The sequence below is a fragment of the Streptomyces sp. NPDC031474 genome (assembly GCF_055581185.1).
The window spans coordinates 374,007-399,778 of the sequence record NZ_JBVIJX010000005.1 but is presented as its reverse complement, the minus strand read 5'-3'; the positions used below and the strand labels follow the sequence as shown (position 1 = coordinate 399,778).

Sequence of the window (25,772 nt, the reverse complement as noted above, 5' to 3'; positions counted from 1 at the left end):
TCATCGGGTTCCGCTGCTGATCGGTGCTTGATCGATTTTTCTGCGGCCTCCCTCGCCGAGTAGACTGTTGCAGTTGCTCGGCGAGGGAGGCCGTCTCCGTTTCCGTTCCGGATGGTTCGGGGTTCGGGGTGCGGTTGTCCGTTATCGACGCGCTCTTCGTAGCAGGCCGTTCGTGGCCGGGTGACCACGTCCGCCGTTTCAGTTCTACGAGGAGTGTTCATGTCCGAGGTCAAGATCTCCGCCGAGACCCGCAGCGAGTTCGGCAAGGGTGCGGCGCGTCGTATCCGCCGTGACAGCAAGGTTCCCGGTGTTCTCTACGGTCACGGTTCCGACCCGCTGCACCTCACGCTTCCGGGCCACGAGCTGCTGCTCGCGCTGCGTACGCCGAACGTCCTGATCGCGCTGGACATCGACGGCAAGACGAACGAGCTGGCGATCCCGAAGTCCGTGCAGCGTGACCCGATCAAGGGTTTCCTGGAGCACGTCGACCTGCAGCTGGTCAAGCGCGGCGAGACGGTCACGGTCGAGATCCCGGTGCACGCCGAGGGTGAGCTGGCGGCCGGTGGCAACCTGCTGGAGCACGTCCTGAACGCGCTTCCGGTCGAGGCCGAGGCCACGCACATCCCCGAGGCCGTCACGGTGTCGGTGGAGGGTCTGGAGGCCGGCGCGTCGGTTCTCGCGAAGGACATCACCCTGCCGAAGGGCACCAAGCTGGCCGTCGACGGCGAGACGGTCGTCCTGCAGATCCTGGCCGCGCAGGCGGAGGAGGCCCCGGAGGGCGAGTCCGCCGAGGGCGCAGAGTCCGCCGAGGCCTGATCCTCGAGCCTCAGTCGTTTGTCAGCCGTCGTCCCTTCAGCGTGAGGGGCGGCGGCTGGCGCGTATCAAGGAGACATGGACGTGACGACCGACGCCAATGCCCCCTGGTTGATCGTGGGCCTCGGCAATCCTGGTCCGGAGTACGCCATGAACCGGCACAACGTCGGGTTCATGGTGGCCGATCTGCTGGCCGAGCGGATCGGGGGGAGGTTCAAGCGGGCGGGGAAGGCGCAGGCGCAGGTCGTCGAGGGCCGGATCGGTCCGCCGGGGATGGGGAGCCGGCGGGTGGTGCTGGCGAAGCCGATGTCGTTCATGAACCTGTCGGGTGGTCCGGTGAACGCGTTGCGGGACTTCTACAAGGTGCCCGTGGCGAACATCGTGGCGGTGCATGACGAGCTGGACATCGATTACGGGGTGCTGCGGCTGAAGCTGGGCGGTGGGGACAACGGGCACAACGGGCTGAAGTCGATGACGAAGGCGATGGGCGCGGAGTACCACCGGGTGCGGTTCGGGATCGGGCGGCCGCCGGGGCGGATGCAGGTGGCGGACTTCGTGCTGAAGGATTTCTCTTCGGCGGAGCGCAAGGAGTTGGACTACTTCGTGGACCGGGCGGCGGATGCGGTGGAGGCGTTGGTGCTGGAGGGGTTGGAGCGGGCGCAAAGCACGTACAACTCCTGACTTGTCGCCCACCGAGGTTGACGGTTGCTTCGGGCATGGCCAATGATCCCGGCCATGCCTGCCACAGCAGCGTCGTCCCACCGCCGTCGGAGTTCGTCCCATAAGCGCTCGGTCAAGGGGTCCGCCTCGGGTTCGGTGGCCTCGGGTTCGGTGGCCGTGTCGCGGTTGGGGCGGTTCGGGCGGCTTGCGGGGATGGGCGCGGTGGCGGTGCTGATCCTGGTCGCGGGGGTGTGGGGTTCCTGGGGGTCCGCTCAGCACGTGATGCTGACGAAGGGCCGGGAGCAGGGCACGGTCGAGGTGACGCGGTGCGGTGAGGACACGTGTGTGGGGCCGTACACGCCGTTGTCGGCGGGTTCGACGGCACGCGCGCGCGTGGTGCTCGAGAAGTCGGTGGCCGTGCGCAAGGGGCGGACCTACACGGTGGTGCTCAAGCCGGACAGTGATGAGGCGGTGCGTTCGGGTCCTGCGGGGATTCTGTTCGCGTGGGTGCCGTTGGGCGGGGCGCTGCTGCTGGCGTCGGTGGTGGTGGCGGACGGTCTGGGGCGGACCCGGGCGGGGTGGGTGCTGGCGGGGTCGGGGGTGGCGTTGTTGACGGCGGCGTTCGTGACGATTTGATCGTGTTCGGCGTTCCGTTTTGCTGTACGGCGATCACATGTTGCCCGTTCGTGATTGACCGAGGGTCAGTGTTGGCAGGAAGCTGAGCCGCCCCCTCCACATCTTCCGTTTCATCACTCGAAGATGGACTGCCTCATGCGTACCTCCTCCCGCGTCGGCGCCCTGGCCGCCGTCGCTGCTGTCGCGGTGTTCGCCGCGCCCGTCGCCGCCCATGCCGCCCCGCCGGGGGACAACGGCGATGTGAAGATCCACAAGTCGACGACGAACGAGTTCGACGAGCGGAACGAGCCGCATGTCTGCTCGTTCTATCTGGACGCCTTCCACTTCGACGGTCTGGCGAAGGTGGACTGGCACATCGAGGCCTGGGCGCCGGACGCCGACTCCAAGGGCGAGACGGTCAAGACCGGCTCGATCACCCTGGACGGCAAGGGCCACGGCCGTACCGAGGACCTGTCGTTGGCGGACGGGCACTTCAAGCTGTTCTGGAACTTCGAGGGCGAGAAGGGGGCCGCGAAGCCCAAGGTGTTCTGGACGGAGTGCGGGGACGAGGAGGGCGGCGGCAGCTCGTCGTCCCCGTCTGCTTCCGCGTCTGCGTCTCCGTCCGCATCTCCGTCCGCGTCTGCATCGCCGTCGGGTTCGGCGTCCTCGTCCGTGTCTGCTTCGCCGGGCTCTTCGGTGTCGGCGTCGGCGGAGCCGTCGGGTTCGGCGGCGTCGACTCCGTCGTCGGCGGCCGGCCCGCAGGGCGGCGGCAAGCTCGCCGAGACGGGCAACGGTGCGCCTGTCGGCGCGCTGGCCGGTGTCGCGGCCGCGCTGCTCGGCGCGGGCGGTTACCTGGTGGTCCGGCGGCGCCGGACCGCCTGACGTACGGGATGGACATGAGGGCGCCCCCGAGCTGGTTCGATGCTCGGGGGCGCCCTCATGGCCGTTGTGGCCGGGTCAGCCGGTGTTGCGCAGGCCTGCCGCGACTCCGTTGACGGTGAGGAGCAGGGCGCGGGCGAGGAGCGGGTCGGGTTCGGCGCCGGCGGCTGCGGCGTCGCGCTGGCGCTTGAGGAGGGTGACCTGGAGGTAGGAGATGGGGTCGAGGTAGGCGTCGCGGATGGTGAAGGTCTGCTTGAGGACGGGGGTGGCGTCGAGCAGGTCCTTCTCGCCGGTGATCTTGAGGACTTCGGCGACGGTGCGGGCGTGTTCGGCCTTGATGGCGTCGAAGACGTGGCGGAGCTCGTCGGGGACGAGGGTGTCGACGTAGTGCTGGGCGATCCGCAGGTCGGTCTTGGCGAGGGTCATCTCGACGTTGGAGATGAAGTTCTGGAAGAAGTGCCACTGTTCGTGCATTTCGTCCAGGACGGTGTCGAGGCCGGCGTCGCGCAGTGCCTTGAGGCCGGAGCCGACGCCGTACCAGCCGGGGACGATCTGGCGGGACTGGGTCCAGCCGAAGACCCAGGGGATGGCGCGCAGGCCGTCGAGTCCGGCGCCGGAGTCGGGGCGGCGGGAGGGGCGGGAGCCGAGGTGGAGGTCGGCGAGCTGGTCGACGGGGGTGGAGGCGAAGAAGTAGGGCGGGAGGTCGGGGTCCTCGACGAGGGTGCGGTAGGCGGCGTGGGCTGCGTCGGAGACGACGTCCATGGCGGCGTCCCAGCGGGCGAGGGCCTCGTCGGACTGGCGGGGGGCGGTGTGCAGGGCGGAGGCCTGGAGGGTGGCGGCGACCGTGAGTTCCAGGTTCTCCCTGGCCAGGGAGGGGATGAGGTACTTGTCGGAGATGACCTCGCCCTGTTCGGTGACCTTGATCTCGCCTTCCAGGGTGCCCCAGGGCTGGGCGAGGATGGCGTCGTGGGAGGGGCCGCCGCCGCGGCCGACGGTGCCGCCGCGGCCGTGGAAGAGCCTGAGGCGTACTCCGTAGCGGTGGGCCACGTCGCGCAGGCGTCGCTGGGCTCGGTGGATCTCCCACTGCGAGGTGGTGATGCCGCCGAACTTCGAGGAGTCGGAGTAGCCGAGCATGACCTCCTGGACGTCTCCGCGCAGCGCCACGAGGCGGCGGTAGGAGGGGTCGGAGAGCATGTCTTCGAGGATGGTGTCGGCGGCCTTGAGTTCGTCGGTGGTCTCCAGGAGCGGCACGATGCCGATCTTGGCCCAGCCGGCGTGGAGGTCGATGAGTCCGGCCTCGCGGGCGAGTACGGCTGCGGCGAAGACGTCGTCCGCGCCCTGGCACATCGAAATGATGTACGACTCGATGACCTCGGGTCCGAAGACGGCGAGGGCTCGCTTGATGGTGCCGAACACGCCGAGGGTCTTCTCGCCGGCCGCGTCGACGGGCGCGGGGGTGGGGGCGAGGGGCCTGCGTGACCTGAGTTCCTTGGCGAGGAGCTTGGTGCGGTACTCGCGGGGCATGTCGGTGTAGCGCCAGGATTCCTCGCCGAGGCGGTCGAAGAGCTGGCCGAGGGCGTGGTGGTGGGCGTCGGCGTGTTCGCGGACGTCCATGGTGGCGAGCTGGAGGCCGAAGGCGGCGAGGGTGCGGATGGTGCGGTTCATGCGGCCGTCGGCGAACAGGGCTCCCTTGTGCTCGCGCAGGGAGGTCTGGATGAGGGTGAGGTCGCTCAGGAGTTCGCTGGTGCCGAGGTAGTCGTGGCCGGGGTTGTGGGGGGTGCCCTTGGCGAGGCGCTGCTTGGTGTTCTCCAGCTTCTGGCGGATGCAGGTGGCCTTGAGGCGGTAGGGCTCCTCGGCGTTGAGGCGCTTGTAGCGGGGGCTGATCTCGGGGAGTCGCTCCAGGTCGCCCTTGAGGGATTCGAGGAGTTCCTCGGTGGCTCCGGTGTAGCGGATGGAGTTGGAGAGGAAGCCGCGGAGTTCGTCGATCGTCTCCAGGGCGTCGTTGATGCCGTGTTCGTGCTGGAGGATGAGGACGTCCCAGGTCACAGCGGGGGTGACGTTGGGGTTGCCGTCGCGGTCGCCGCCGATCCAGGTGCCGAAGGTGAGGGGGCGGGTGTCGTCGGGGACCTTGACGCCGACGCGTTCCAGTTCCGCGGTCAGGTCCTCCAGGACGTCACCGACGGCGTTCGCGTGGAGTTCGTCGAGGTAGTAGATGGCGTTGCGGGCCTCGTCGGCGGGCTCGGGGCGGACGACGCGGAGTTCGTCCGTCTGCCAGACGAGGTCGATGTTCTCGGCGAGCCGGGTGTCGTGGCGGCGGCGGTCGGCCTCGATGACGGGGGTCTCCAGGAGCGCGGCGATGCGCCGGAGCTTGTTGAGTACCGAGCGGCGTGCGGCTTCGGTGGGGTGTGCCGTGAACACGGGGCGGACGTTGAGGTGGCGGACCGTCTGGTGGACGTGTTCGGGGTCGGCGTCCTTGAGGCGGTCGGCGGTGCGGGCGAGGAGTCCGCCCTCGGCGGCGCGGCGTTCGCGCAGTTCGCGGCCTCGGTGGACCTGTTCGGTGACGTTGGCGAGGTGGAAGTAGGTGGAGAAGGCGCGGACCAGCTTGGCCGCGGTCTCCAGTTCGATTCCACGCAGCAGTTCGGCGGCGGCTTCGCCGTCCTCTCGGGTGAGGCGGCGGACCTTTTCGACCAGATCGAGGAGCTCGGGGCCCTCTTGCCGGACGAGGGTCTCGCCGAGGAGGTCACCCAGTCGGCGGATGTCGGCGCGCAACTCGGTGCTGGTTGGTGTGGTGGCCGTGTCGGCCTGGCCAAGGTCGTCGGCACTGCTCACAGGTGCGGCTCCTTGCAGTGTTGAAGCTCGTCCGGGAGGGAACTAAACAGAGCGGACGGCGCTGTCCGACCGTCTCCAAGGATAGTTCCCGCAAGGACGCGCAGGTTGGCGGGCTCTTGCCGCCGGGCAGTGCACTGCCATACTTACGATGCCGTAGGTTACGGAACCGTAGGAAACGGCCTTGGTTCCGTCGGTGCGGCATCTCCCTCAATCCCAGACCCCCCAGGGGACGCGCATGACCACAGGCTCCAACGTGATCGAAGACCCTTCCCAGGCCCCCGACGGCAGCTCTACCCCCTCGGCCACGCTGGGTGGCGAGCAGAAGCGTTCGATCGAGCAGATCACGCTGCTGATCTTCATCATCGTCCCGTTCCTGGCGGTGCTGGCGGCGGTGCCGCTGGCGTGGGGCTGGGGGGTGAGCTGGCTGGACATCGGCCTGCTGGTCTTCATGTACTTCCTGGGGTGCCACGGCATCACGATCGGTTTCCACCGGTACTTCACGCATGGTTCGTTCAAGGCGAAGCGGCCGCTGCGGATCGCGCTGGCGGTCATGGGGTCGATGGCGGTGGAGGGGCCGCTGGTGCGCTGGGTGGCGGATCACCGCAAGCACCACAAGTTCTCCGACGCGGAGGGTGACCCGCATTCGCCGTGGCGGTTCGGGGAGACGGTGCCGGCCCTGATGAAGGGCCTGTGGTGGGCCCACATCGCATGGATGTTCGACGAGGAGCAGACGCCGCAGGAGAAGTACGCGCCGGATCTGATCAAGGACCCGGCGATCCGTGCGGTCTCGCGGCAGTTCGTGTTCTGGACGATGCTGTCGCTGGCGCTGCCGCCGCTGGTGGGCGGACTGGTGACGATGTCCTGGTGGGGCGCGTTCACGGCGTTCTTCTGGGGTTCGCTGGTGCGGGTGGCGCTGCTGCACCACGTCACCTGGTCGATCAACTCGATCTGTCACGCGGTCGGCAAGCGGCCGTTCAAGTCGCGGGACCGGTCGGGCAATGTGTGGTGGCTGGCGGTGCTGTCGTGCGGCGAGTCCTGGCACAACCTGCACCACGCCGATCCGACGTCGGCGCGGCACGGCGTGATGCGCGGGCAGGTGGACTCCTCCGCCCGCTTCATCCGGTGGTTCGAGATGCTCGGGTGGGCATACGACGTGCGCTGGCCGTCACGCTCGCGTATCGATTCACGTCGTAACACCGATGAGGACGGCTCTCGGCGGGGGAAGGCGACCGTCGAGGCGGCATGATTGACGGTGTGGCGACCGACTCCAGCAGTACCTCCAGTCCCAGCAGTGACACGAAGCCGCGGCGCGCGCGACGCACCCGGATGACGGGGGCGGAGCGTCGGCAGCAGTTGCTGGAGATCGGTCGCACCCTGTTCGCGGCGAAGGGCTTCGAAGGCACGTCGGTGGAGGAGATCGCGGCGAAGGCCGGGGTGTCCAAGCCGGTGGTGTACGAGCACTTCGGCGGCAAGGAGGGGCTGTACGCGGTCGTGGTGGACCGGGAGATGCGCCGTCTGCTGGACATGGTGACGTCGTCGTTGACGGCGGGCCATCCGCGCGAGCTCCTCGAACAGGCGGCGTTCGCACTCCTGGACTACATCGAGGAGTACACGGACGGTTTCCGCATCCTGGTCCGTGACTCGCCCATCCCCCAGTCCACCGGCTCTTTCGCGTCGCTGATCTCGGACATCGCCACCCAGGTGGAGGACATCCTGGGCCGCGAGTTCAAGAACCGCGGCTTCGACCCGAAGCTGGCTCCCCTCTACGCCCAGGCCCTGGTCGGCATGGTCGCCCTGACCGGGCAGTGGTGGCTGGACGTGCGCCGCCCGAAGAAGGCGGAGGTGGCGGCCCACCTGGTCAACCTGTCCTGGCACGGCCTGGACGGCCTGGAGGCCAAGCCGCACCTGATAGGACGCCGCAAGGCGTAACACGCACCGCCCGCACAGCCGAGAGACGCAAACACCTGAGAGACACAGGCCTGAGAGACGCAGGCCTGAGAGACGCACAACACCGCGAGACCGTCGCCCTGCCGACGACGGTCTCGCAGCGTCCTTACTGTTGTTCAGCGCTGTCAGTGCTGCTCTCAGCGGGGCTGTCAGTGCTTGAAGACGTCCTTGCCCTTCTCCTTCGCCTGGCGGGCGTCGCCCTTCGACTGGCCGGCGCGGCCCTTGGCCTCCGCCCTCATGTCGCCCGTCGCGCGGCCGACGACCTCCTTGGCCTTGCCCTTGATCTGTTCCTTCTTGGCCTTGGCCTTCTGGTCCTTCGCCACCGTGGATCACTTCCAGCCGCATCCGAGTTCAATCGCGTTCGATGCCACTCCGAGTGACCGTCAGCGCACGACTCAAACAGTTCGATCTTCGTCGGGCTCCAGGAACTCCAGCCGGTTGCCCACCGGGTCCCACGCGTAGAAGCGCCGGTGTCCCGGCAGGCCGGTGTCCCAGGCCAGGCGCGTGGCGTGGGCCTCCAGCCGGGTCGCGTACGCCTCGATGTCCGTGACCCGCAGCCCGGGGTGGGCCTTTCGGGACGGGCGGAAGTCGTCCTCGATGCCGAGGTGCAGCTGTACCGCGCCCGCCCGGAACCAGCAGCCGCCGCGCGCCGCGAGGGCGGGCGGCTTGGGGATCTCCGTCATACCGAGGGCGTCGACGTAGAAGGGGCGCAGGAGGTCTTCGGTGCCGGGTGGGGCGGCGAGCTGGACGTGGTCGACGGCAGCGAGCACCTCACGCCCCCTTCGTGGCCACCGCGAACAGGCGGCGGAACGGCAGGACCGTGCCGTACTCGGCGCTGGGGTAGGCCGTGCGGAGCAGGTCGCGGTATTCGGTGACGAAGGCGTCCTGGGCCTCGGGGTCGTCGGCGAGGGCGTCGAGGGCGGGGCGCAGGCCGGTGCCCTTCACCCAGTCGAGGACGGGGTCGTCGCCGGTGAGGACGTGGAAGTACGTGGTCGTCCAGACGTCGGTCTCGCAGCCGAGGCGGGCGAGGCGGTCGAGGTAGACGCCGGGTGCGTGGACGGAGTCCTCGTGGCGCAGCACGTCGCCGAGGCGGTTCTTCCAACGGGGGGTGTCGCCGAGTTCGCGCATGAGGGCGTGCAGGGGTGCGTCGATGTTGTGGGGGACCTGGAAGGCGAACGTGCCGCCGGGGGCGAGGCCGTCCAGCCAGCCGGCGAAGGCGTCGAGGTGACCGGGCACCCAGTGCAGGGCGGCGTTGGACACGAGCAGGTCGTACGTCTCCTGCGGCGTCCAGACAGCGAGGTCGGCGTACGCGAAGTCGAGGCCCGCGCCGGCGTGCGCTGCCGCGTCGGCGAGCATCTGGGGCGAGTTGTCGTAGCCGGTGATGCGGGCGGTGGGCCAGCGGCCGGCGAGGACGGCGGTGACATTGCCGGGGCCGCAGCCGAGGTCCCCGATGCGGGGCGGGTCGCCGGGCAGGTCGGGGACGCGAGCGAGGAGGTCGGCGAAGGGGCGGGCGCGGTGGCCGGCGTGACGCAGGTACTGGGCGGGGTCCCAGGAGGGGTTGGTCGTCGTCATGCCTCATACCTTCCCTCCCAATCTCTCTTGATGTCAAGAGACTTGATCTCAAGGGACTTACCATCAAGAGACTCGACATCAAGAGACTTCATGTCGACACAACCACTACACTGATCGACATGGAGGACGAGGTCGATCGGCTGGTCGCAGCGTGGCGCCGGGAGCGCCCGGACCTCGACGTGGAGCCGCTGGAAGTACTCAGCCGGGTGAGCAGACTGGCCCGGCATCTGGATCGTGCCCGGCGGCTGGCGTTCGCCGAGCACCAGCTGGAGCCCTGGGAGTTCGACGTCCTGACGGCGCTGAGGCGCGCGGGTGCGCCGTATCAGCTCTCGCCGGGGCAGTTGCTCACGCAGACCCTCGTCACGTCGGGCACGATGACGAACCGCATCGACCGGCTCACGAAGAAGGGCCTGGTGGAGCGGCTGCCCGACCCGAGCGACCGGCGCGGTGTGCTGGTCCGCCTCACGGACGACGGCAAGGAGCGCGCCGATCAGGCGCTCGCCGGACTGCTCGACCAGGAGCGGGCGATCCTGGCCGAGCTCTCGCATGCACAGCGCGGCGAACTGGCCGCCCTGCTACGCCAGTTGACCGCCCCGTTCGACAACATCCCCGGCTAGGTCCACGGGTCCGACGCCCGCCCGGCGGGCAAGGGCGACCGCGGCGAGGGTGGAGTGGACGCCGAGTTTGCCGAGGACGTTCTGCATATGGGTGCGGACGGTGTGCGGGGACAGGAACAGGCGGTCGGCGACGGCCTTGCGGCCCAGTCCGGCGACCATGCAGCGCAGCACTTCGCGCTCCCTCGGCGTGAGGGACTCGACCAGGCGTTCGCTCTCGGTGCGGTGCTTGCGGGCGGCCGTCAACTCGCGCAGGACGCCGGTGAGCAGGGCGGGCGGGAGGTGGGTCTCCTCGCGCAGCACGCCCCGGATGACCGTCAGCAGCCGCGACAGCGAGCAGTCCTTGGCCACCCAGCCGGACGCCCCGGCCTGCAGCGCGAGGGCCGCGCGGCGCGCGTCGTCCTTCTCGGCGAGGACGACGATCCGGATGAGCGGCTGGGCGGCGCGCACGCCCGCGACCAGCGAGATCCCGTCGACGAGCCCGTCCTCGCCCACCTCCTGCACGGGCACCGCGGGCCGTATGCCGGGCAGCGCGCCGCCCAGATCGGCGTCGACGAGCAGCACGTCGTACCGGCGCCCTTCGGCGGCCGCGCGCTCCAGGCTGCGCAGCGCCGCCGGGCCGCTGCCGGCCGCGGACACGTCCACGTCGGGCTCGGCCGCCAGCGCCGCGGCGAGCGACTCGGCGAAGATACGGTGGTCGTCGACGACCAGGACTCGGATGCGAACCACGAAACCCCCTTCCCCAAGCTCCTTGACAGAGCAGGGGATACCCCAAGGTCCGGAGACGGAGAACGGAGACCTGCGCGGGTACGACGCCCGAAGGGGGCGTCAGAACCGCACGGCCGCCGCCGTGCAGAGACTGCTACCCCCACCGCGGGCGTCGTACCCGACTGTCTCGCCCCCTGATCGGCACCGGCCCCCACCGGTGCTGTTCACAGGGTAGGGCCGTGGGCTGACAGGGGAAGGAAAATTGCAGAACTGATTGGCCGGGGCGTTTATGGTGAGCCGCATGTTTCGTCTTGAGACAGAAGTCGACAGGACCCGACGCGATCTTCTTCGTTCGCGGCTCCTGGAGACCAACACCGAGGCCTCCCCCACACTGCGCGCCCTGCGCGGCACGCCCGCCGAGCGCGAGTCGCCGCTCCATGTGTGGGCCACCGGCCCCGGGGGTGATCTCGCCGGCGGTCTGGTCGGCCACACCTGGACGACGTGGCTGCACGTCACCTATCTGTGGGTCGACGCCCCGCACCGGGGCACGGGCCTGGGCAGCCGCCTCCTCGCGCAGGCGGAACGCGTCGCCGCCGAGGAACGCGGCTGCGACCGCGTACGCCTGGAGACCTGGGACTTCCAGGCGCCGGAGTTCTACAAACGGCAGGGCTACGACGTGGTGTGCGTGATCGAGGACTACCCGCCGGGCATCACGGAGTACACGCTGACGAAGCGACTGGGATGAGCGACTCGGGTGTGGGCACCCCGGGAGGGGCGCCCACACCCGTCAGCTCACGCGTCGTGTCAGCTCACGCGTCGTGCCCCCGCCGCGGGCACCGCCTCGAACACCCTCGGCGCCTTGAAGTCCGCGGCGGCGAAGGCCTCTTCGACGGCCTTGGTGAGGGTCTCGACGTCGGTCGCCTCGGCCAGGACGATCGCCGAGCCGCCGAAGCCGCCGCCCGTCATGCGCGCGCCGAGGGCGCCGTTCGCGAGGGCGGTGTCGACGACGAGGTCCAGCTCGGGGCAGGACACCTGGAAGTCGTCCCGCAGGGAGGCGTGGCCGGCCGTCAGGACCGGGCCGACGGCGCGGGTGTCGGCGCCCGACTCCAGGAGGGCGACGACCTGTTCCACCCGCTGGTCCTCGGTCACCACGTGCCGGACCAGGCGGCGGACCTCCTCCTCGTCGCCGAGCCGGGCCAGGGCCGCGTCCAGGTCGGCGTAGGGGATGTCCCGCAGGGCGTCGACGCCGAGCAGCGCGGTGCCCTTCTCGCAGCCCGCCCGGCGCTTGCCGTACTCGCCGCCGCTGTGGGCGTGCGTGACCTGGGTGTCGACCACGAGCAGCCGCAGTCCTTCGGCGGCCAGGTCGAGGGGGATCTGCTTCTGGGAGAGGTCGCGGGTGTCGAGGAACAGCGCGTGGCCGGCCTCGCAGCACGCGGACGCCGTCTGGTCCATGATGCCGGTGGGGGCGCCGACGTAGACGTTCTCGGCGCGCTGGCACAGGCGGGCCAGCTGCCAGCGCTGCAGCCCGAGCTCGTACAGGTCGTTGAGCGCGAGGGCGACGACGACCTCCAGGGCCGCCGAGGACGACAGGCCCGCGCCCGACGGGACCGTCGAGGACAGGTGGATGTCGGCGCCGGTGACCGGGTGGCCGGCTTCGCGCAGCGCCCAGACGACGCCGGCCGGGTACGCCGTCCAGGCGTCGTCGGACTCGGGCGTCAGCTCGTCCAGGCGGAGTTCGGCGACGCCGGTGTCGAGGTCGGCCGAGTGCAGGCGCAGCAGGCCGTCCTCGCGCCGTGAGACCGCCGCGACGGCGATGTGCGGCAGCGCGAAGGGCATCACGAAGCCGTCGTTGTAGTCGGTGTGCTCACCGATGAGGTTGACGCGGCCGGGCGCCGCCCAGACGCCCTCGGGCTCGGCCCCGTACAGCCGGACGAACCCCTCGCGCACTTCCTGTGCCCCCACTACTGCTCCCTTGCCGCACTGCTTGCGATGTGCTGCGCGAACTCCCACGCGTCCGCGACGATACCCGCGAGATCCGCGCGGGACGGGTTCCAGCCCAGCTGCTCGCGGGCGGTGGCCGCCGAGGCGACCAGGGCGGCCGGGTCGCCGCCGCGGCGCGGGGCCATGACCTCGGGGATCGGGTGGCCGGTGACCTGGCGGACGGTCTCGATGACCTCGCGGACGGAGAAGCCGTTGCCGTTGCCGAGGTTGCAGATGAGGTGTTCGCCCGGCTTGGCGGCGGCGACGGCGAGGAGGTGGGCCTCGGCGAGGTCGGCGACGTGGATGTAGTCGCGGATGCAGGTGCCGTCGGGGGTCGGGTAGTCGTCGCCGAAGACGGAGATGGCCTCGCGGCGGCCCTGCGCGACCTGGAGGACGAGCGGGATGAGGTGCGACTCGGGGTCGTGCCGCTCGCCCTGCGCGCCGTAGGCGCCGGCCACGTTGAAGTACCGGAGGGAGACGGCGCCGAGCCCGTGGGCGGCGGCCTCGCCGGTGATCATGTGGTCGACGGCGAGCTTGGAGGCGCCGTAGGGGTTGGTCGGCTTCGTGGGCGCGGTCTCGACGATCGGGACCTGCTCCGGCTCGCCGTAGGTGGCGGCCGTGGAGGAGAAGACGAGCTTGCGCACGCCCGCCTCGCGCATGGCGCCGAGCAGGGCCATGGTGCCGCCGACGTTGTTGTCCCAGTACTTCTCGGGCTTGACGACGGACTCGCCGACCTGCGAGAACGCGGCGAAGTGGAGGACGGCGTCGAAGGAGGGGTCGAGGTGCTTGCGGGCGTCGCGGATGTCGCCCTCGATGAACGAGGCGTCCGCCGGGACGCCCTCACGGAAGCCGGTGGAGAGGTTGTCGAGGACGACGACCTCGTGGCCGGCCTCCAGCAGGTGCTGGGCGACGACACTGCCGACGTACCCCGCGCCGCCGGTGACCAGGTACTTCCCGCTCATGAACTCGCTACCTCCCGCAGTCGCTGTGCCGCGGCCTCCGGCCGGATGTCGTTGATGAAGACGTTCATCCCGGATTCGGAGCCCGCGAGGAACTTCAGCTTGCCGGAAGTGCGGCGGATGGTGAAAAGCTCCAGGTGGAGCCCGAAGTCGTCCCGGTTGACGCCCTCGAACTCCTCCAGCGCGCCGAACGGCGCCTGGTGCCAGGCGGAGATGTACGGCGTGGACGGTTCACCTTCGCCGAAGATCCGGTCGAAGCGCCTCAACAGTTCCAGATACACCTTGGGGAACTCTGTGCGCGCGTCCTCGTCGAGGGCGAGCAGGTCGGGCACCCGGCGCTTGGGGTAGAGGTGCACCTCGTACGGCCAGTGGGCGGCGTACGGCACGAAGGCGACCCAGTGTTCGCCCTCCAGGACGACCCGCTCGTCGGCGAGTTCGCGCTCCAGGACGGCGTCGAAGAGGTTCTCCCCGCCGGTGGCCTCCTTGTGCGCGGCGACCGAACGCAGCATCAGGGCGGTGCGGGGGGTGGTGAACGGGTAGGCGTAGATCTGCCCGTGCGGGTGACCCAGGGTCACACCGATCTCGGCGCCACGGTTCTCGAAGCAGAACACCTGTTCCACGGAGGGCAGATGCGACAGCTCGGACGTCCGGTCCGTCCACGCGTCGAGGACGAGCCGTGCCTGCTCCTCGGTGAGGTCGGCGAAGGACGCGTTGTGGTCGGAGGTGAAGCAGACCACCTCGCAGCGCCCGGAGTCGCCGGCCAGGGAGGGGAAACGGTTCTCGAAGACGACGACGTCGTACGACGAGTCCGGGATCTCGCTCAGCCGGTCGCCCTGCGAGGGGCAGAGCGGGCACTCGTCGGCCGGCGGGTGGTACGTGCGCCCCTGCCGGTGGGAGGCCACGGCGATGGAATCGCCGAGGAGCGGATCCCGCCGTACCTCCGAAGTGGTGACCGTGCGGTCCAGCGGCCGCTTGTCCACCGCGTCGCGCACCGAGTCGTCCCGCTGGTCGTAGTAGATCAGCTCACGACCGTCGGCCAAGCGGGTCGAGGTCTTCTTCACCGCGACTCTCCATCCGTACCTCAGGCCCGCGGGCCTGGCTCAGTACACCTAGCGAAGCTTCAAACAGAATCAAACACATAAAACCATAAACCCCCACGCCTGTCACCACCACAACCAAACAAAGAACACCAAGCGAAGTGAGCAGTGCATGCGAACCCCCACAGAAACGGTATACGCGGCAACGACACCCCAGCTGGCGGCAGAGCTGCGGCTGCCTACGAACTGGCTCGACTACACGATCCTCGGCATCTACTTCGTCGTGGTCCTGGGCATCGGCTTCGCCGCCCGCCGCTCGGTGAAGACCAGTCTCGACTTCTTCCTCTCCGGCCGCTCCCTGCCCGCCTGGATCACGGGCCTCGCGTTCATCTCGGCCAACCTGGCCGCCACCGAGATCCTGGGCATGGCCGCGAACAGCGCACAGTACGGGGCGTACACCGTCCACTGGTACTGGATCGGCGCGATCCCGGCGATGGTGTTCCTGGGCCTGGTGATGATGCCGTTCTACTACGGCAGCAAGGTCCGCTCGGTCCCGGAGATGCTGCTGCTGCGCTTCGACAAGGGGGCCCATCTGCTGAGCTCGGCCCTGTTCGCGTTCGCCGCGATCCTCATCGCCGGGGTGAACCTGTACGCGCTGGCGATCGTCGTCGAGGCGCTGCTGGGCTGGCCGCAGTGGGTGGCGATCGTGGTGGCGGGCTTCTTCGTCCTGGCGTACATCACCCTCGGCGGCCTGTCCTCGGCGATCTACAACGAGGTGCTCCAGTTCTTCGTGATCCTGGCGGCCCTCATCCCGCTGTCGGTGCTGGGCCTGAAGAGGGTGGGCGGCTGGGGCGGCCTGAGCGACAAGCTGACCGCGACCCACGGCGACAACTTCGTCAGCGCGTGGGGCGGCACGGGCATCGGCAGCGCCAACCCGCTGGGCGCGAACTGGCTGACGATCGTGCTGGGGCTGGGTTTCGTCCTGTCGTTCGGCTACTGGACGACGAACTTCGCGGAGGTCCAGCGGGCCCTGTCGGCGAGGAACCTGTCGGCGGCGCAGCGCACTCCGCTCATCGCCGCGTACCCGAAGATCTTCATCGTGTTCCTGGTGATGATCCCGGGGCTGGTGGCGGCGGTGCTGGTGCCGAAGATCGGCACGGCGGGCTCCGACCTCCAGTACAACGACGCGATCCCCTACCTGATGTCACAGCTCCTGCCGAACGGCGTGCTGGGCATCGCGGTGACGGGTCTGCTGGCGGCGTTCATGGCGGGCATGGCGGCGAACGTGTCGTCGTTCAACACGGTGTTCACCAACGACATCTGGGCGAAGTACGTGGTGGTCGGGAGGGAGGACGCGTACTACGTCCGTTTCGGCCGTCTGATCACGGCGATCGGCGTGGCGGCGTCGGTGGGCACGGCGTTCCTGGCGTCGTCCTTCTCGAACATCATGAGCTACCTGCAGACGCTGTTCAGCTTCTTCAACGTCCCGATGTTCGTCGTCTTCATCGTCGGCATGTTCTGGAAGCGGGCGTCGAAGAAATCGGGGTTCTGGGGCCTGCTGGCCGGCACGACGGCGGCGATGGTCAACTACTTCGTCCTCTACAAGCAGGACGTCATCGGCATCCCCACCGACCAGGGCGCGAACTTCGTGTCGGCGATCGCGGGGTTCGTGGCGGGCGCGGTGGTGATGGTGGCGGTGTCGCTGTTCACCGCCCCGAAGCCGGACGAGGAACTGCAGGGCCTGGTCTACGGCACCGTCTCGCCCGGCATGGCCGAGCCGCCGGCGGCGGGCGACGACGCGTGGTACCGGCGGCCCGCGCTGCTGGGCTGGGGCGCGGTGATCCTGGCTGCCGCCTGCTACATCCCGTTCTCGTTCTGAGCCCCGTCGTCCGAGCCCGTCACGACTACTGCGGGAGAATGGAAGGACCATGTCCGAGCAATTCGAACCCGACGAGCAGGCGGCGCGTGCGGAGCGCGCGGAGCGGCTGCGGCATGCCGGGTACTCCGAGGCCGACGTCCAGCGGGAGGTCACGGAACTCGAGGAGAAGTCCGCGACCGCGGCCCGCATCTTCGACCTGCGCCGCATCATCGGCGGCCTGTTCGTCGTCTACGGCGTGATCGTCACGATCGCCGGCCTCACGGACGGCGACGCGGAGATCGACAAGGCGCAGGGGATCAACATCAACCTGTGGACGGGGCTGGGGATGCTGGCGCTGGGCGTCTTCTTCCTGGCCTGGCTGAAGCTGCGCCCCGCGGCGCCGGTCACCCCGACGCTGCCGCCGGAGGCAGTGCAGGGGGAAGGGGAGCCCCCGCGGGGCGAGTGAGCGTGCGGTGACCTTTGGGGCCGGGTCGCGAGCGGGTCCGGCCCCTGTGGGTCAGCCCGTGGCCTCGTTGAGCTTCGCGGCGTAGCCCGCCATGTAGCCCTTCAGGTTGGGGTGGAAGACCGAGGCCGCGTCGGTCAGGTCGTTGATCCAGGGGTCGGAGCCGCACGCCCCGTGGCCCGTGAACGTGTCGCGCATGTCGATGAAGGAGGTCGGCTCCTTGGCCGCCGCGGCCTGGGCGCCCTCGGCCAGCGCGTCGGCGAGCCCGTTCATGGCGGTGCGCTTGGCGGGGCTGAGGTCGATCACGGGGCAGGCGCCGGTCGAGGAGACGGTCCGCGGGTAGCCGAGCACGACGATCGCGGCGCCCGGCGCCTTGGCCTTGACGTCCTTGTAGAGCCCGGCGAGTTCCGTCACCAGCTGGTTCTTCGCGTACGACGACATCCAGTCGGTGGCCGTCTTGCAGTAGCTGTCGCTCTGGGTGAGGCAGGCCTGGACCACGCTGGAGAACTGGGCGTCGTTGCCGCCCACCGTGAGGGTGACGAGGTCGGTTTCGGCGCTCAGCGCGGACAGCTGGTTGGTGCGCACGTCCGCGATGGTCGCCCCGCTGCAGGAGACGTCCTTCAGCGTGAAGTCCGAGTGCGCGGCCGCCCACTGGGCCGGGTAGCCGAGCGTGCTGCGCTTGCAGTCGCCGCTGGAGCTGTCGTAGTAGCCGGCACCGACCCCGGACGCGTACGAATCCCCGAGAGCCACGTACTCCAGCTCCCCCGCCGCCTGGGCGGGCGCGGTCATCATGCCGACCGTTCCGGCGAACGCCATCAGGCCGGTTACGACAGTAGACGTCAACTTACGCATGAGTTCCTTCTGGTCCGATCAGTGAGGCGTGTGCATGGAAGCTGAAGTTCATCAGCCACGCCGGTCGGAACGGCAGAAAAAGGTGACGATCTGCCCCCGTTCCTGCCCTCCGAGCCCCCGGGACAGGGCCTGGGCGACAGACGGTTCGCACCGGACGAACTTGCCCCGGTGGCCCCTGCGGGACAGCGGCTGCGGCTGCGGGCAGGGATGCGCGCCGGGGTTCAGGGACGGTCAGCGCTCGGTGCCGTAGCCGGTGATGTCGCCGCTGCGGGCTGCCGCCACGAAGGCGATCGTCAGCGTCGCGGCCCAGGTGAGGAGGTGGATCGAGGGTGGGTAGTCGGCGAGCGTGTAGCCGTCGCCGGTCAGGGCCGCGACGGCGAGCAGTGCTACGGGGAGGGCCGCGGTGACTCCTGCGAGGAGGCCTCGCAGCAGAGGGCGTGCCAGGAGCCGGCGGGGGGCCAGTGCCAGGGTGAGGCCGGTGGCCGTGCCCAGGGTGAGGCCCACCGCCATGCTGCCGAGGACGGCGTAGGCGGCCGTGACGAGCAGCGCCCGCGCTGTTCCCTGCTGGCCGCCCGTCAGGAAGACGAACGACGCTATGAGGCACAGGATGCCGCCGATGCCCGCGGGCCACGCGCCGATGAGGGCGCCGAGGCGTATGCCGCGGCCGACGACCGTACGGGGCGTCATGAGGGGCCCCCTGTTCTGTCCGCCGAGGCGGGAAGGGGGCCTGCGCGGTCCAGCAGGCCCGTCCGCGCCGTCAGGGCCACCGCTTCCGGGCGGCTGCCCTCGCCCTCGGTGACCCGGGCGAGGACCTCGACCGCTCCCGGGGTGAGCGTCTGCCGCAGCCACCGGCTCTTCGTCGTCGGCCTGGGCCATCGTGTTGAGCAATTCTCCATCGCGTCGACCTCCTGGCCCGGAGGCCGATGCTCGCACTGACCGGCGGCACCGCCGAGGGGAACCGGAACGGCTCCGCTTCCGGATGCCCTGCGCCGCGGGCAACTCGTGAACACCAGCCGCCCCCATTGTCTCCCCGCGCCTGCCCGATGGCCCTGGAAGCACGTCATCACCCGCGCGATGATCGCACAACACGGAATCGCCGTCAGCCAAAATTGGATATCGGTATCACGCCGAGAGCGGACACCTTTTCGTGGAAAGGCTCAGTCGCGTCATCGATCACGCCCATCCCATTCCCTGCAGGATCGCGAAATCAACGTGAAAATCAAATGGCAGATCACCGCGAGGAAGCCGCGAAGCACTGCCGGAGATGTCGCGCGATGGTGGCGACACTCGGCGGGTCGATGAGGGAGAGGTGGTCGCCCTCGACCGGGACGACTTCGAGTGACGGGCACAAGGGGGCCCAGCCGAGGTCGGCTTCCTGCCTCAGGTAGCGCGGGTCGAGCGCCGTGGTGAGCGGTTGCGCCTGCTGGGCGCGGTAGAGGACCACGTGACCGTCGTAGGGGCGGGGCGTGTAGCGCTCGCCCACCCTGGCGTCGATGTACGAGGTTCGCTGGTGCTCCATGATGCCCGGACTCATGTCGAGGCCTGCTTCGGACACCAGGCGCATGACCACGTCGATCTGCTGGTCGTCGGGGGTGGCGGCGAGTTCGTCGTAGTCCAGGTCCAGGCGGTGTCCGTACGTCTTCTCGATGTATTCGGCGAACCGGCCGAAGCGTCGCAGCAGCAGGTCGGAGGAGTCCAGGTCCGGAAGGGCGGCGGCCAGGATGGTGTCGATGAGTCCGAGGAAGTCGACGGCTTCGCCGGCGTCCGTCAGCTGTTGCGCCGTCTCGTAGGCCAGGCAGCCGCCGAAGGACCAGCCGAGGAGCCGGTAGGGGCCTTGCGGCTGGATCTCCCTGATGAGGGTGACATAGTGCGCGGCCTTCTCCTCCATCGTGCCCACACCGTCCAGCCGTTCCATTCCGTACACGGCCTGGTCAGCGGGCAGTAGTTGAGTGAGGGGCTGATAGACCGAGGTGGGCCCCCCGGCGGGGTGGAAGGTGAACAGGGGGGGCTGGGAGGAGCCCGGCAGGGGCGGGCGCAGGGCGTTGACCGGTGACTCACCGGTCGGGTTGACCGTCGGCCGGATCAGTTCCGCGATGGCGGCGACGGTCCGTTGCCCGAGCACGGTCTCGGTGGTGAGGTTCGGGCGGGCGTCCCCCAGACGGCGGCGGATCGCATCGACGAGTGCTCCGGCCGAGCGCTGGTTCCCGCCTGCCTCGACGAAGTCGGCGTGGACGTCGGCGGGGCGCTCCCGCAGGACTTCCGCCCAGGCGCCGGCCACCAGGCGCTCGGCGGCGTCACGGGGTTGGATCGTGCGCGGCAGCTCGGGCGGCACCACGCTTGACGATGCCGTGGCGTCCTGGTGTGCGTCCGCCCCTGCCGGTGAGGCCGCCCCGTCTTCCGTGTCACGTCCACGTTCGAACTCCAGTCCGAGCCCTTCGAGCACGTTCTCACCGATTTCGCGCAGCGTTGCTCCGCGCAGCAGGAGGTCCGAGGGAACTTCGACGGCGAAGTCCTGCCGGGCGGCGTTTCGGATGCGCACCGCCATCAGGGAGTCCAGGCCCAGTTCCGTGAGCGGAACCGCGTCGTTCAGATTGGCCGGGCTGAAGCCCATGATGGCCGCTGTACGTCTGACCAGGCGCGAGTACACCGTGCCCGCCGCGGCGTCACCGAGGCCTTCGATCCGAGCGGGGCCGCCCCAGTCCTCCATGGCTGTCGCGTCGGTGCGGAGACTGTCCGCGAAGAAGGGGAGGGCGGACAGGCTCGGGAAGGCCTCCAGCAGGCGTTGGGCGTCGAAGTGGACCACGCCGGTGTGCGTGCGGTTGTGGACGACGAGCGTCTGCAGGGCGTCCAGTCCTTCGGGCACCGTGAGGTAGTCCATCGCGAGGGCCCGGTGCGTGGGCGCGGCTCCGGCGCCGCTCCAGGGGCCCCAGGCGATCGAGACGGCGGGCCTGCCTTCCGCTCTCCGGCGATGCGCGATCGCGTCCAGCCAGGCGTTGGCGGCCGCGTAGGCGGCTTGCCCGGGGGAGCCGAGAAGCGCGGCCACTGAGCTGTACGACACCCACCAGTCGATGTCGTGCGAGGCGAGGGCGGCCTCGAGGTTGAGCGCGCCGGTCACTTTGGGCCGCAGAACGGTGTCGATGTCGGCGGGCTCGAGGTCGGTGATCATGCGGTCGTGCAGGACGGCGGCGCAGTGGGCGACTCCACGCAGCGTGTGTCCCTCACTGACGGCTGCCTGCACCAGGCGGGGCGCCACGTCCGGATCGGCGATGTCTCCTTGCACCACGGCGACGGACGTGCCGCGAGCGCGTAGTTCGGCGATGACTCCCTGGCTTTCGGGGGTGGCGGACCGCCTTCCGTTGAGGACCAGGCGGCCGGCTCCCTGTTCGGCGAGGCGACGGGCCGTTTCCAGGCCGAGGCCGGTGAGGCCGCCGGTGACGAGGTAGGCGCCGTCCCGGCGGGCGAAAGGCACCTCGTACTGCTGCTCCGTCAGATCCGCGCGGGCAAGGCGGGCGACCAGACGGGTACCGGCTCTCCAGACCACCTCGTCTTCGGGACTGTTGCCGAGCAGTTCCCTTGCGAGGTCGTCGACGCCCTCGGGCTGGGTGTCGATGTCCACCAGGCTCGCCCGCAGGGTGGGTTCCTCGATGGCCAGCGCGCGAACGAGACCGCGCAGGCAGGCCAGGTGCGGCTCACCGGCTTCGCCCGGTGTCGCGGCTCGGGCCTGCACGGTGACGAGCCAGAGCCGGGGCGGTTGCGGTGTGCGAGAGCCGTGGGAGGCAAGGCGTCGTGCAATCTGCGCGGCTCTGTGCAGGGCGGCGGTGGCATCGGCTTCGGTCCGTCCGGTCAGCAGCAGCACCACGGCGCCCGGATCGCCCTGGCCGGTGCTTCTCAGCCAGTCCTCGACCGGCTGCCCGTCGTCCACCGCTCGACCGGCCTGGATCGTCGTCCGCACGCTTCTCGCTTCGAGCGCTGCGCTCAGGGCCGCGGTCAGGGCGCCGTCGCCGTCCGGGAGATCGTCGGCCAGCAGCAGGGCGCTGCCGAGTGGCCCGGGGAGCGGAACGGAGGCCTTCTGCCACTGGATCTCGTAGGCGAGCGCGTGCAGGTGCTGGGGCACCTCGTCGCGTCGGGTCGGACGCAGTTCCAGGCCCTGTGCCGTGATCCGTCTCTGTGATCCGACCGCCACGACGTTCCAGCGGGAACCGGGTTCCGTGCTCTCCGCGGCTGTACCGGGCGCCGGTTCGGTGGTCGTCCCAGGGTCCGGGAAGCACTGGACGTCGTAGGTCGAGCCGTCCGGAGCAAGCCCCTGGACGTGCAGGCAGCGCAGAGCGGCCGGGATGATCTCGGCGGAAGCGAAGTCGACGTGGGAGGCGTCGTGCCCGACGCCGGTGGTGGCGGTTGCGACCGGCGCGTACAACACTGCCCCGAGGAGCTCTTCATCGGCGGAATGCGGGTTGGGTTCCTCCCCTGCAGTGAACGTCGAATGGCTGACGGCTGAGGGTGGTGGGGCGGAAACGTCGGCAGGTGGCGGAACGGGGTCGGTGTGCAGCCGGGCCGAGGCATGGCAGTGCCATGCGCCGTCTGTGGCACGGGAGTTGACGGTGACCCTCGCGTAAGGGCCGGTCGGCTCCCAGACGATGGTGGCCGGTGTGCTGCCGGACAGGGGGAGCCAGCGGTGGATGGCCAGTTCCTCGATGCGAAGGTCGTCGATGCGGTCGCGCCCGTGGATCTCCTGCGCTGCCGCGATCAAAAGTGCGGCAGCCGCGGCCAGGTCGAGGACGGGGCGGCCGTGGATGCGGCGACGGGGGGCGTGGGCGGTGTCCGTACCGACGTCTGCCTGCCACAGAACGGCTCCCGTGCGGGGGTCGTCGACGCGAAGCCCCAGCAAGGGGTGGCCCGCGACAGGTGACGTGGTGACGGAGCCTCGGCGGCCGAACCAGTGGCGTTCGTGGTGCCAGGCGGGAGTCGGAAGCGCTACCTGCGTGCCCCGGGGCCAGACGTGGTCCTGGTCCAACCGCACCCCGGCCAGGTGCAGTCGGGCCAGTGCCGTGCGCAGGTCGACCGCCTCGTCGCGGCGCCGGTGCAGTGTGGGGATGACCTCTGCCTCGGAGTCGTCCTGGGCTGCCTGCAGCGCTTCGCTCAACGGGATGACGGCGACGGCGTGCGGTGAGATCTCCAGGAACAGATCGTGTCCGGCAGCGGCGGCGGCCCGCACGGCCTGTTGCTGGCGTACCGGACTGCGGACATTGGCGCACCAGTAGGCGGCGTCCGCATGCACCTCGGCGCCGGGGTCGTCGAGCACGGTGCTGTACCAGGGGACTTCCGGCTTGCGGGGACGTAGCCCAGCCAGGGCTTCCCGCAGCTTCGGCACGGCGGTATCCACCGCTGGCGAGTGGGCCGCCGCGCCGATCTCCAGAATCCGGGCGAATCTGCCTTCGGCGGTCAGTTCGTCGACCAGGTGTTGCACGGTGTCGGGCGGCCCGGTGACGGTACATCTGCGGGGTGACGCGTACACGGCGATCTCGATCCCCGGAAATCGCGACAGGACCCGCGCGCGCTCCTGTTCGGACAGTTCCACGGCGGCCATGGCGCCGGCCCGCTCGATGCCGATGGCGGCGAGCTCCGCCGACCGGCGCAGGATGACACGCAGGCCGTCGGCCGGGTCGAGGGCTCCGGCGGTGACGGCGGCGCCGATTTCTCCCATCGAGTGGCCCATGACGGCGGCGGGGTGCACACCGTAGGACTGCAAGGTCCGGGACAGGGCGATCTGCATCCCGAACACCAAGGGCTGGACGCGGTCGACGCCGGCCCAGTACTCGGGCAGGGAGAGCATGTCCGTCAGGGACGCTCCTGCCTGGGCCTCGTACAGGGGGTCCAACTCGCGGACGGCGTCGGCGAACAGGGAGTCCTCTCGCATGAGGCGCAGTCCCATCCCCGGCCAGTGGGAGCCGTGCCCGGAGAAGACGAAGACCGGGTGGCGGGTGCCGGACGACCGCCCGGCGGAGTCGTCGGTGCGGGCGGACACGAGGCCGGTGACTTCCTCTCCGCGTGCCAGAGCCGCGAGCCGGCCGGTCGCCTCCTGATGAGTGCGTGCGACGACAGCGGCACACACCGGACCCCTGCGAAAGCGGGCGAGTGTGTGCGAGAGGTCCCTGAGTGTGGGCGCGCCGTCAGCGGCCAGCCTTCGGGCGAGGCCCTCCGCCGCGTCGCCGATCCGGTCCCCGGACCTGGCCGAGACGATGAGGACATGCGGAGTGCCCGTGTGGTCGTCGTCGGCGTCGAGGGCCTGCGGTGGGCGGATCTCTCTGCTCGGGGAGTGCGCGGGCGCCCGTTCGAGAATAACGTGCGCGTTGGTGCCTCCGAAGCCGAAGGCGGATACGCCGGCCCGAGCCGGGCCGTATCTTCCTTCCGGCCAGGCGACAGGCTCCGTCACGACGCGCAGCCGCAGTCCGGTGAAGTCGATGTGCGGGTTGGGCGTGCGGAAGTGCAGGGTGTGCGGAATCCGGTCGTGATGGAGCGCCAGTACCGTCTTGATGAAGCCGACGATGCCGGCGGCGCCTTCCAGATGGCCCAGGTTGCTCTTCACGGAACCGATGAGCAGCGGCTGGTCGGCCGTCCTGGCGCCGCCGAGAACGGCGCCCATCGAGCCGGCCTCCATGGGGTCTCCCAGCATGGTGCCGGTGCCGTGTGCCTCGACGTAGTCGATGCTGTCGGCTTCCACCTGCGCGTCGCGGAGGGCGCTGCGCAGAAGGTCCTTCTGAGCTGCGGGGTTGGGCGCCATCAGCCCCGCCGAGCGGCCGTCGGAGTTGACCGCCGAGCCCTTGACGACGGCGAGGATCCGGTCGCCGTCGCGCTGTGCGTCGGCCAGTCGCTTCAGGACGACGACCCCGCAGCCCTCGCCCCGGATGATGCCGTTGGCCGCGGCGTCGAACGGTTTGCAGCGGCCGTCCGCCGCCAGCACGCCGGCGTGTTCCAGGGAAGAGGTGACGGTGGGGGACAGAAGAACGTTGACGCCCGCTGCCAGTGCCGTGTCGCACTCGCCGTCGCGCAGGCTCCGGCATGCCTGGTGCACCGCCACCAGCGACGATGAGCAGGCCGTGTCCACGGTCAAGCTCGGACCGTGCAGGTCGAACAGGTACGACAGCCGGTTGGCGACGATGCTTCCCGCGGCTCCGGTGCTGGTCCAGGGGGTGAGTCGGGTGGGGTCCGCCGTGGTCAGATGCCCGTACTCAAGGGCGCTGAGGCCGACGAACACGCCGGTGTCGGTGCCCTCGAGAGTGTGGGCGGGCCGTCCCGCGTGGTCGAGGGCTTCGCAGGCGACTTCCAGCAGGAGGCGCTGTTGTGGGTCCATGACTTCGGCTTCGCGCGGGGTGATGCCGAAGTGGTCCGCGTCGAAGGTCTCGATGTCGTCGAGGAAGGCGCCTTGACGGGGGGTGCGTTCCAGCAGGGCGGCGGCGCCGGGGCCGGTCACGAAGTCCCGCCAGCGTTTGGCCGGGACGTGACCGGTGAGGTCGCTTCCCGCCAGCAGGTGCTGCCACAGCGCGTCCGGTCCGTCAACGCGGCCGGGAAGGCGGCAGCCGATGCCGATGACGGCGATGGGGCAGGCCCGCGGGGGCGTCTCGGCCGCGTTGCGGGCCGGGCGGGCGTCGGCCGCGGCCGGGCGGCTCTCGTGGGACTCGGCCGGGTTTCCCGCGACCGGCTCGGGCCGCTGGACGGTGGCCAGATGCCGTACCAGCCGCTCCACGGTCGGGTTCTCCCACAGCAGCGTGGCCCGCAGCGGCCTGTCCAGTGCCTGTTCCAGGTGTCCGGTGAGTGCGACGGCGGCCCGGGACGTCAGACCGTATTCGGCCAAGGGCCGGGTGTCGTCGAGTTCAGCCGGTGGGATACCGCAGGTCTCGGAGATGAGCCGACGCAGGGTGGCCCGTAGCCCGGCCTCGGTCACCGACTTCTGCCCGGACGCTACGGCCGGTTCCCTGTCTGGTTCCATCG

Annotated in this window: 21 protein-coding genes and 1 pseudogene; 10 read left to right on the top strand and 12 right to left on the bottom strand. The window is 69.9% G+C overall.

Annotation, left to right across the window (positions count from 1 at the left end; all coding sequences use genetic code 11):
* Positions 1 to 219: 219 nt before the first annotated feature.
* From ACZ5SK_RS12505 to ACZ5SK_RS12490, 4 genes are all read left to right on the top strand, one after another.
* Entirely contained in the window at positions 220 to 816 is a 597-nt protein-coding gene (locus ACZ5SK_RS12505) for a 50S ribosomal protein L25/general stress protein Ctc (protein WP_334579351.1), read from the top strand.
* Positions 817 to 891: 75 nt separating this feature from the next.
* The gene (pth, locus tag ACZ5SK_RS12500; RefSeq protein ID WP_079661773.1) at positions 892 to 1,494 is read left to right on the top strand and encodes an aminoacyl-tRNA hydrolase; all 603 of its coding nucleotides are present in this window, start codon (positions 892 to 894) and stop codon (positions 1,492 to 1,494) included.
* Positions 1,495 to 1,536: 42 nt separating this feature from the next.
* Positions 1,537 to 2,109: a hypothetical protein gene (locus ACZ5SK_RS12495; RefSeq protein ID WP_468575929.1), complete on the top strand. Its 573-nt coding sequence runs from the start codon at positions 1,537 to 1,539 to the stop codon at positions 2,107 to 2,109.
* Between the two features lie 135 nt (positions 2,110 to 2,244).
* On the top strand, positions 2,245 to 2,970 hold the full coding sequence (locus ACZ5SK_RS12490) for an LPXTG cell wall anchor domain-containing protein (RefSeq protein ID WP_468575928.1): 726 nt from the start codon (positions 2,245 to 2,247) through the stop codon (positions 2,968 to 2,970).
* A gap of 75 nt (positions 2,971 to 3,045) precedes the next feature.
* Here the strand turns inward: ACZ5SK_RS12490 and ppc are convergent, their stop codons facing one another.
* Positions 3,046 to 5,796: a phosphoenolpyruvate carboxylase gene (gene ppc, locus ACZ5SK_RS12485; RefSeq protein WP_361705872.1), complete on the bottom strand. Its 2,751-nt coding sequence runs from the start codon at positions 5,794 to 5,796 to the stop codon at positions 3,046 to 3,048.
* A 235-nt stretch (positions 5,797 to 6,031) separates the two neighbouring features.
* On the opposite strand from ppc, the gene ACZ5SK_RS12480 reads away from it, so the two are divergent.
* The gene (locus tag ACZ5SK_RS12480) at positions 6,032 to 7,042 is read left to right on the top strand and encodes an acyl-CoA desaturase (RefSeq protein ID WP_334579347.1); all 1,011 of its coding nucleotides are present in this window, start codon (positions 6,032 to 6,034) and stop codon (positions 7,040 to 7,042) included.
* Complete coding sequence (locus ACZ5SK_RS12475; protein ID WP_334579346.1) at positions 7,039 to 7,725, top strand: TetR/AcrR family transcriptional regulator; 687 nt, start codon at positions 7,039 to 7,041, stop codon at positions 7,723 to 7,725. Before ACZ5SK_RS12480 ends, ACZ5SK_RS12475 begins: the two co-directional genes overlap by 4 nt.
* 167 nt (positions 7,726 to 7,892) lie before the next feature.
* On the opposite strand, the gene ACZ5SK_RS12470 is transcribed toward ACZ5SK_RS12475, so the two are convergent.
* From ACZ5SK_RS12470 to ACZ5SK_RS12460, 3 genes are all read right to left on the bottom strand, one after another.
* Complete coding sequence (locus ACZ5SK_RS12470) at positions 7,893 to 8,066, bottom strand: CsbD family protein (protein WP_334579345.1); 174 nt, start codon at positions 8,064 to 8,066, stop codon at positions 7,893 to 7,895.
* 72 nt (positions 8,067 to 8,138) lie between these two features.
* Positions 8,139 to 8,513 carry a VOC family protein gene (locus tag ACZ5SK_RS12465; protein WP_361705876.1) on the bottom strand — a complete coding sequence of 125 codons (375 nt, stop codon included), beginning with the start codon at positions 8,511 to 8,513 and terminating at the stop codon, positions 8,139 to 8,141.
* A 1-nt stretch (position 8,514) separates the two neighbouring features.
* Complete coding sequence (locus ACZ5SK_RS12460; RefSeq protein WP_361705879.1) at positions 8,515 to 9,315, bottom strand: trans-aconitate 2-methyltransferase; 801 nt, start codon at positions 9,313 to 9,315, stop codon at positions 8,515 to 8,517.
* Between the two features lie 119 nt (positions 9,316 to 9,434).
* Between ACZ5SK_RS12460 and ACZ5SK_RS12455 the strand changes: the two genes are divergently transcribed.
* Positions 9,435 to 9,932 (top strand): MarR family winged helix-turn-helix transcriptional regulator, encoded by a 498-nt coding sequence (locus ACZ5SK_RS12455; RefSeq protein WP_334579342.1) that lies wholly within the window; start codon positions 9,435 to 9,437, stop codon positions 9,930 to 9,932.
* Here the strand turns inward: ACZ5SK_RS12455 and ACZ5SK_RS12450 are convergent.
* Positions 9,891 to 10,658 carry a LuxR C-terminal-related transcriptional regulator gene (locus ACZ5SK_RS12450; protein ID WP_468575927.1) on the bottom strand — a complete coding sequence of 256 codons (768 nt, stop codon included), beginning with the start codon at positions 10,656 to 10,658 and terminating at the stop codon, positions 9,891 to 9,893. The two genes, ACZ5SK_RS12455 and ACZ5SK_RS12450, sit on opposite strands and share 42 nt — an antisense overlap.
* Positions 10,659 to 10,926: 268 nt before the next feature.
* Here ACZ5SK_RS12450 and ACZ5SK_RS12445 point away from each other — a divergent pair, with 268 nt between their 5' ends.
* Positions 10,927 to 11,382 (top strand): GNAT family N-acetyltransferase, encoded by a 456-nt coding sequence (locus ACZ5SK_RS12445; RefSeq protein ID WP_319673189.1) that lies wholly within the window; start codon positions 10,927 to 10,929, stop codon positions 11,380 to 11,382.
* A 59-nt stretch (positions 11,383 to 11,441) separates the two neighbouring features.
* Here ACZ5SK_RS12445 and galK read toward each other — a convergent pair whose 3' ends face one another.
* The 3 genes from galK to galT are packed head-to-tail and all read right to left on the bottom strand — an operon-like array spanning position 11,442 to position 14,637.
* On the bottom strand, positions 11,442 to 12,599 hold the full coding sequence (gene galK, locus ACZ5SK_RS12440; RefSeq protein ID WP_468575926.1) for a galactokinase: 1,158 nt from the start codon (positions 12,597 to 12,599) through the stop codon (positions 11,442 to 11,444).
* Complete coding sequence (gene galE, locus ACZ5SK_RS12435) at positions 12,599 to 13,579, bottom strand: UDP-glucose 4-epimerase GalE (protein WP_334579338.1); 981 nt, start codon at positions 13,577 to 13,579, stop codon at positions 12,599 to 12,601. Before galE ends, galK begins: the two co-directional genes overlap by 1 nt.
* Entirely contained in the window at positions 13,576 to 14,637 is a 1,062-nt protein-coding gene (galT, locus tag ACZ5SK_RS12430) for a galactose-1-phosphate uridylyltransferase (RefSeq protein ID WP_361705890.1), read from the bottom strand. The genes galE and galT overlap by 4 nt, the downstream gene beginning before the upstream one ends.
* 148 nt (positions 14,638 to 14,785) lie before the next feature.
* Between galT and ACZ5SK_RS12425 the strand changes: the two genes are divergently transcribed.
* Positions 14,786 to 16,492, top strand: coding sequence for a sodium:solute symporter family protein (locus ACZ5SK_RS12425; protein WP_334579336.1), 1,707 nt, complete (start codon positions 14,786 to 14,788; stop codon positions 16,490 to 16,492).
* 49 nt (positions 16,493 to 16,541) lie between these two features.
* The gene (locus ACZ5SK_RS12420) at positions 16,542 to 16,937 is read left to right on the top strand and encodes a hypothetical protein (RefSeq protein ID WP_334579335.1); all 396 of its coding nucleotides are present in this window, start codon (positions 16,542 to 16,544) and stop codon (positions 16,935 to 16,937) included.
* Positions 16,938 to 16,988: 51 nt separating this feature from the next.
* Here the strand turns inward: ACZ5SK_RS12420 and ACZ5SK_RS12415 are convergent, their stop codons facing one another.
* From ACZ5SK_RS12415 to ACZ5SK_RS12400, 4 genes and pseudogenes are all read right to left on the bottom strand, one after another.
* A complete protein-coding gene (locus tag ACZ5SK_RS12415) occupies positions 16,989 to 17,750 on the bottom strand; it encodes an SGNH/GDSL hydrolase family protein (RefSeq protein ID WP_334579334.1) in 762 nt (253 codons plus the stop codon).
* Between the two features lie 267 nt (positions 17,751 to 18,017).
* Entirely contained in the window at positions 18,018 to 18,473 is a 456-nt protein-coding gene (locus ACZ5SK_RS12410; protein WP_468575925.1) for a hypothetical protein, read from the bottom strand.
* Positions 18,470 to 18,677 (bottom strand): annotated as a pseudogene (locus ACZ5SK_RS12405) (DNA-binding response regulator); the annotation flags it as partial. The gene ACZ5SK_RS12410 and the pseudogene ACZ5SK_RS12405, both read right to left, overlap by 4 nt.
* A 340-nt stretch (positions 18,678 to 19,017) precedes the next feature.
* Positions 19,018 to 25,770 (bottom strand): SDR family NAD(P)-dependent oxidoreductase, encoded by a 6,753-nt coding sequence (locus ACZ5SK_RS12400; RefSeq protein WP_468575924.1) that lies wholly within the window; start codon positions 25,768 to 25,770, stop codon positions 19,018 to 19,020.
* Between the last annotated feature and the right edge of the window lie 2 nt (positions 25,771 to 25,772).

What these genes read in the sequence shown, in the direction of transcription:
- ACZ5SK_RS12505 (WP_334579351.1), top strand. Translation starts at nt 220, where the DNA reads ATGTCCGAGGTCAAGATCTCCGCCGAGACCCGCAGCGAGTTCGGCAAG.
- pth (WP_079661773.1), top strand. Translation starts at nt 892, where the DNA reads ATGGACGTGACGACCGACGCCAATGCCCCCTGGTTGATCGTGGGCCTC.
- ACZ5SK_RS12495 (WP_468575929.1), top strand. Translation starts at nt 1,537, where the DNA reads ATGATCCCGGCCATGCCTGCCACAGCAGCGTCGTCCCACCGCCGTCGG.
- ACZ5SK_RS12490 (WP_468575928.1), top strand. Translation starts at nt 2,245, where the DNA reads ATGCGTACCTCCTCCCGCGTCGGCGCCCTGGCCGCCGTCGCTGCTGTC.
- ACZ5SK_RS12480 (WP_334579347.1), top strand. Translation starts at nt 6,032, where the DNA reads ATGACCACAGGCTCCAACGTGATCGAAGACCCTTCCCAGGCCCCCGAC.
- ACZ5SK_RS12475 (WP_334579346.1), top strand. Translation starts at nt 7,039, where the DNA reads ATGATTGACGGTGTGGCGACCGACTCCAGCAGTACCTCCAGTCCCAGC.
- ACZ5SK_RS12460 (WP_361705879.1), bottom strand. Translation starts at nt 9,315, where the DNA reads ATGACGACGACCAACCCCTCCTGGGACCCCGCCCAGTACCTGCGTCAC.
- ACZ5SK_RS12455 (WP_334579342.1), top strand. Translation starts at nt 9,435, where the DNA reads ATGGAGGACGAGGTCGATCGGCTGGTCGCAGCGTGGCGCCGGGAGCGC.
- ACZ5SK_RS12445 (WP_319673189.1), top strand. Translation starts at nt 10,927, where the DNA reads ATGGTGAGCCGCATGTTTCGTCTTGAGACAGAAGTCGACAGGACCCGA.
- galE (WP_334579338.1), bottom strand. Translation starts at nt 13,579, where the DNA reads ATGAGCGGGAAGTACCTGGTCACCGGCGGCGCGGGGTACGTCGGCAGT.
- ACZ5SK_RS12425 (WP_334579336.1), top strand. Translation starts at nt 14,786, where the DNA reads ATGCGAACCCCCACAGAAACGGTATACGCGGCAACGACACCCCAGCTG.
- ACZ5SK_RS12420 (WP_334579335.1), top strand. Translation starts at nt 16,542, where the DNA reads ATGTCCGAGCAATTCGAACCCGACGAGCAGGCGGCGCGTGCGGAGCGC.
- ACZ5SK_RS12415 (WP_334579334.1), bottom strand. Translation starts at nt 17,750, where the DNA reads ATGGCGTTCGCCGGAACGGTCGGCATGATGACCGCGCCCGCCCAGGCG.
- ACZ5SK_RS12410 (WP_468575925.1), bottom strand. Translation starts at nt 18,473, where the DNA reads ATGACGCCCCGTACGGTCGTCGGCCGCGGCATACGCCTCGGCGCCCTC.
- ACZ5SK_RS12400 (WP_468575924.1), bottom strand. Translation starts at nt 25,770, where the DNA reads ATGGAACCAGACAGGGAACCGGCCGTAGCGTCCGGGCAGAAGTCGGTG.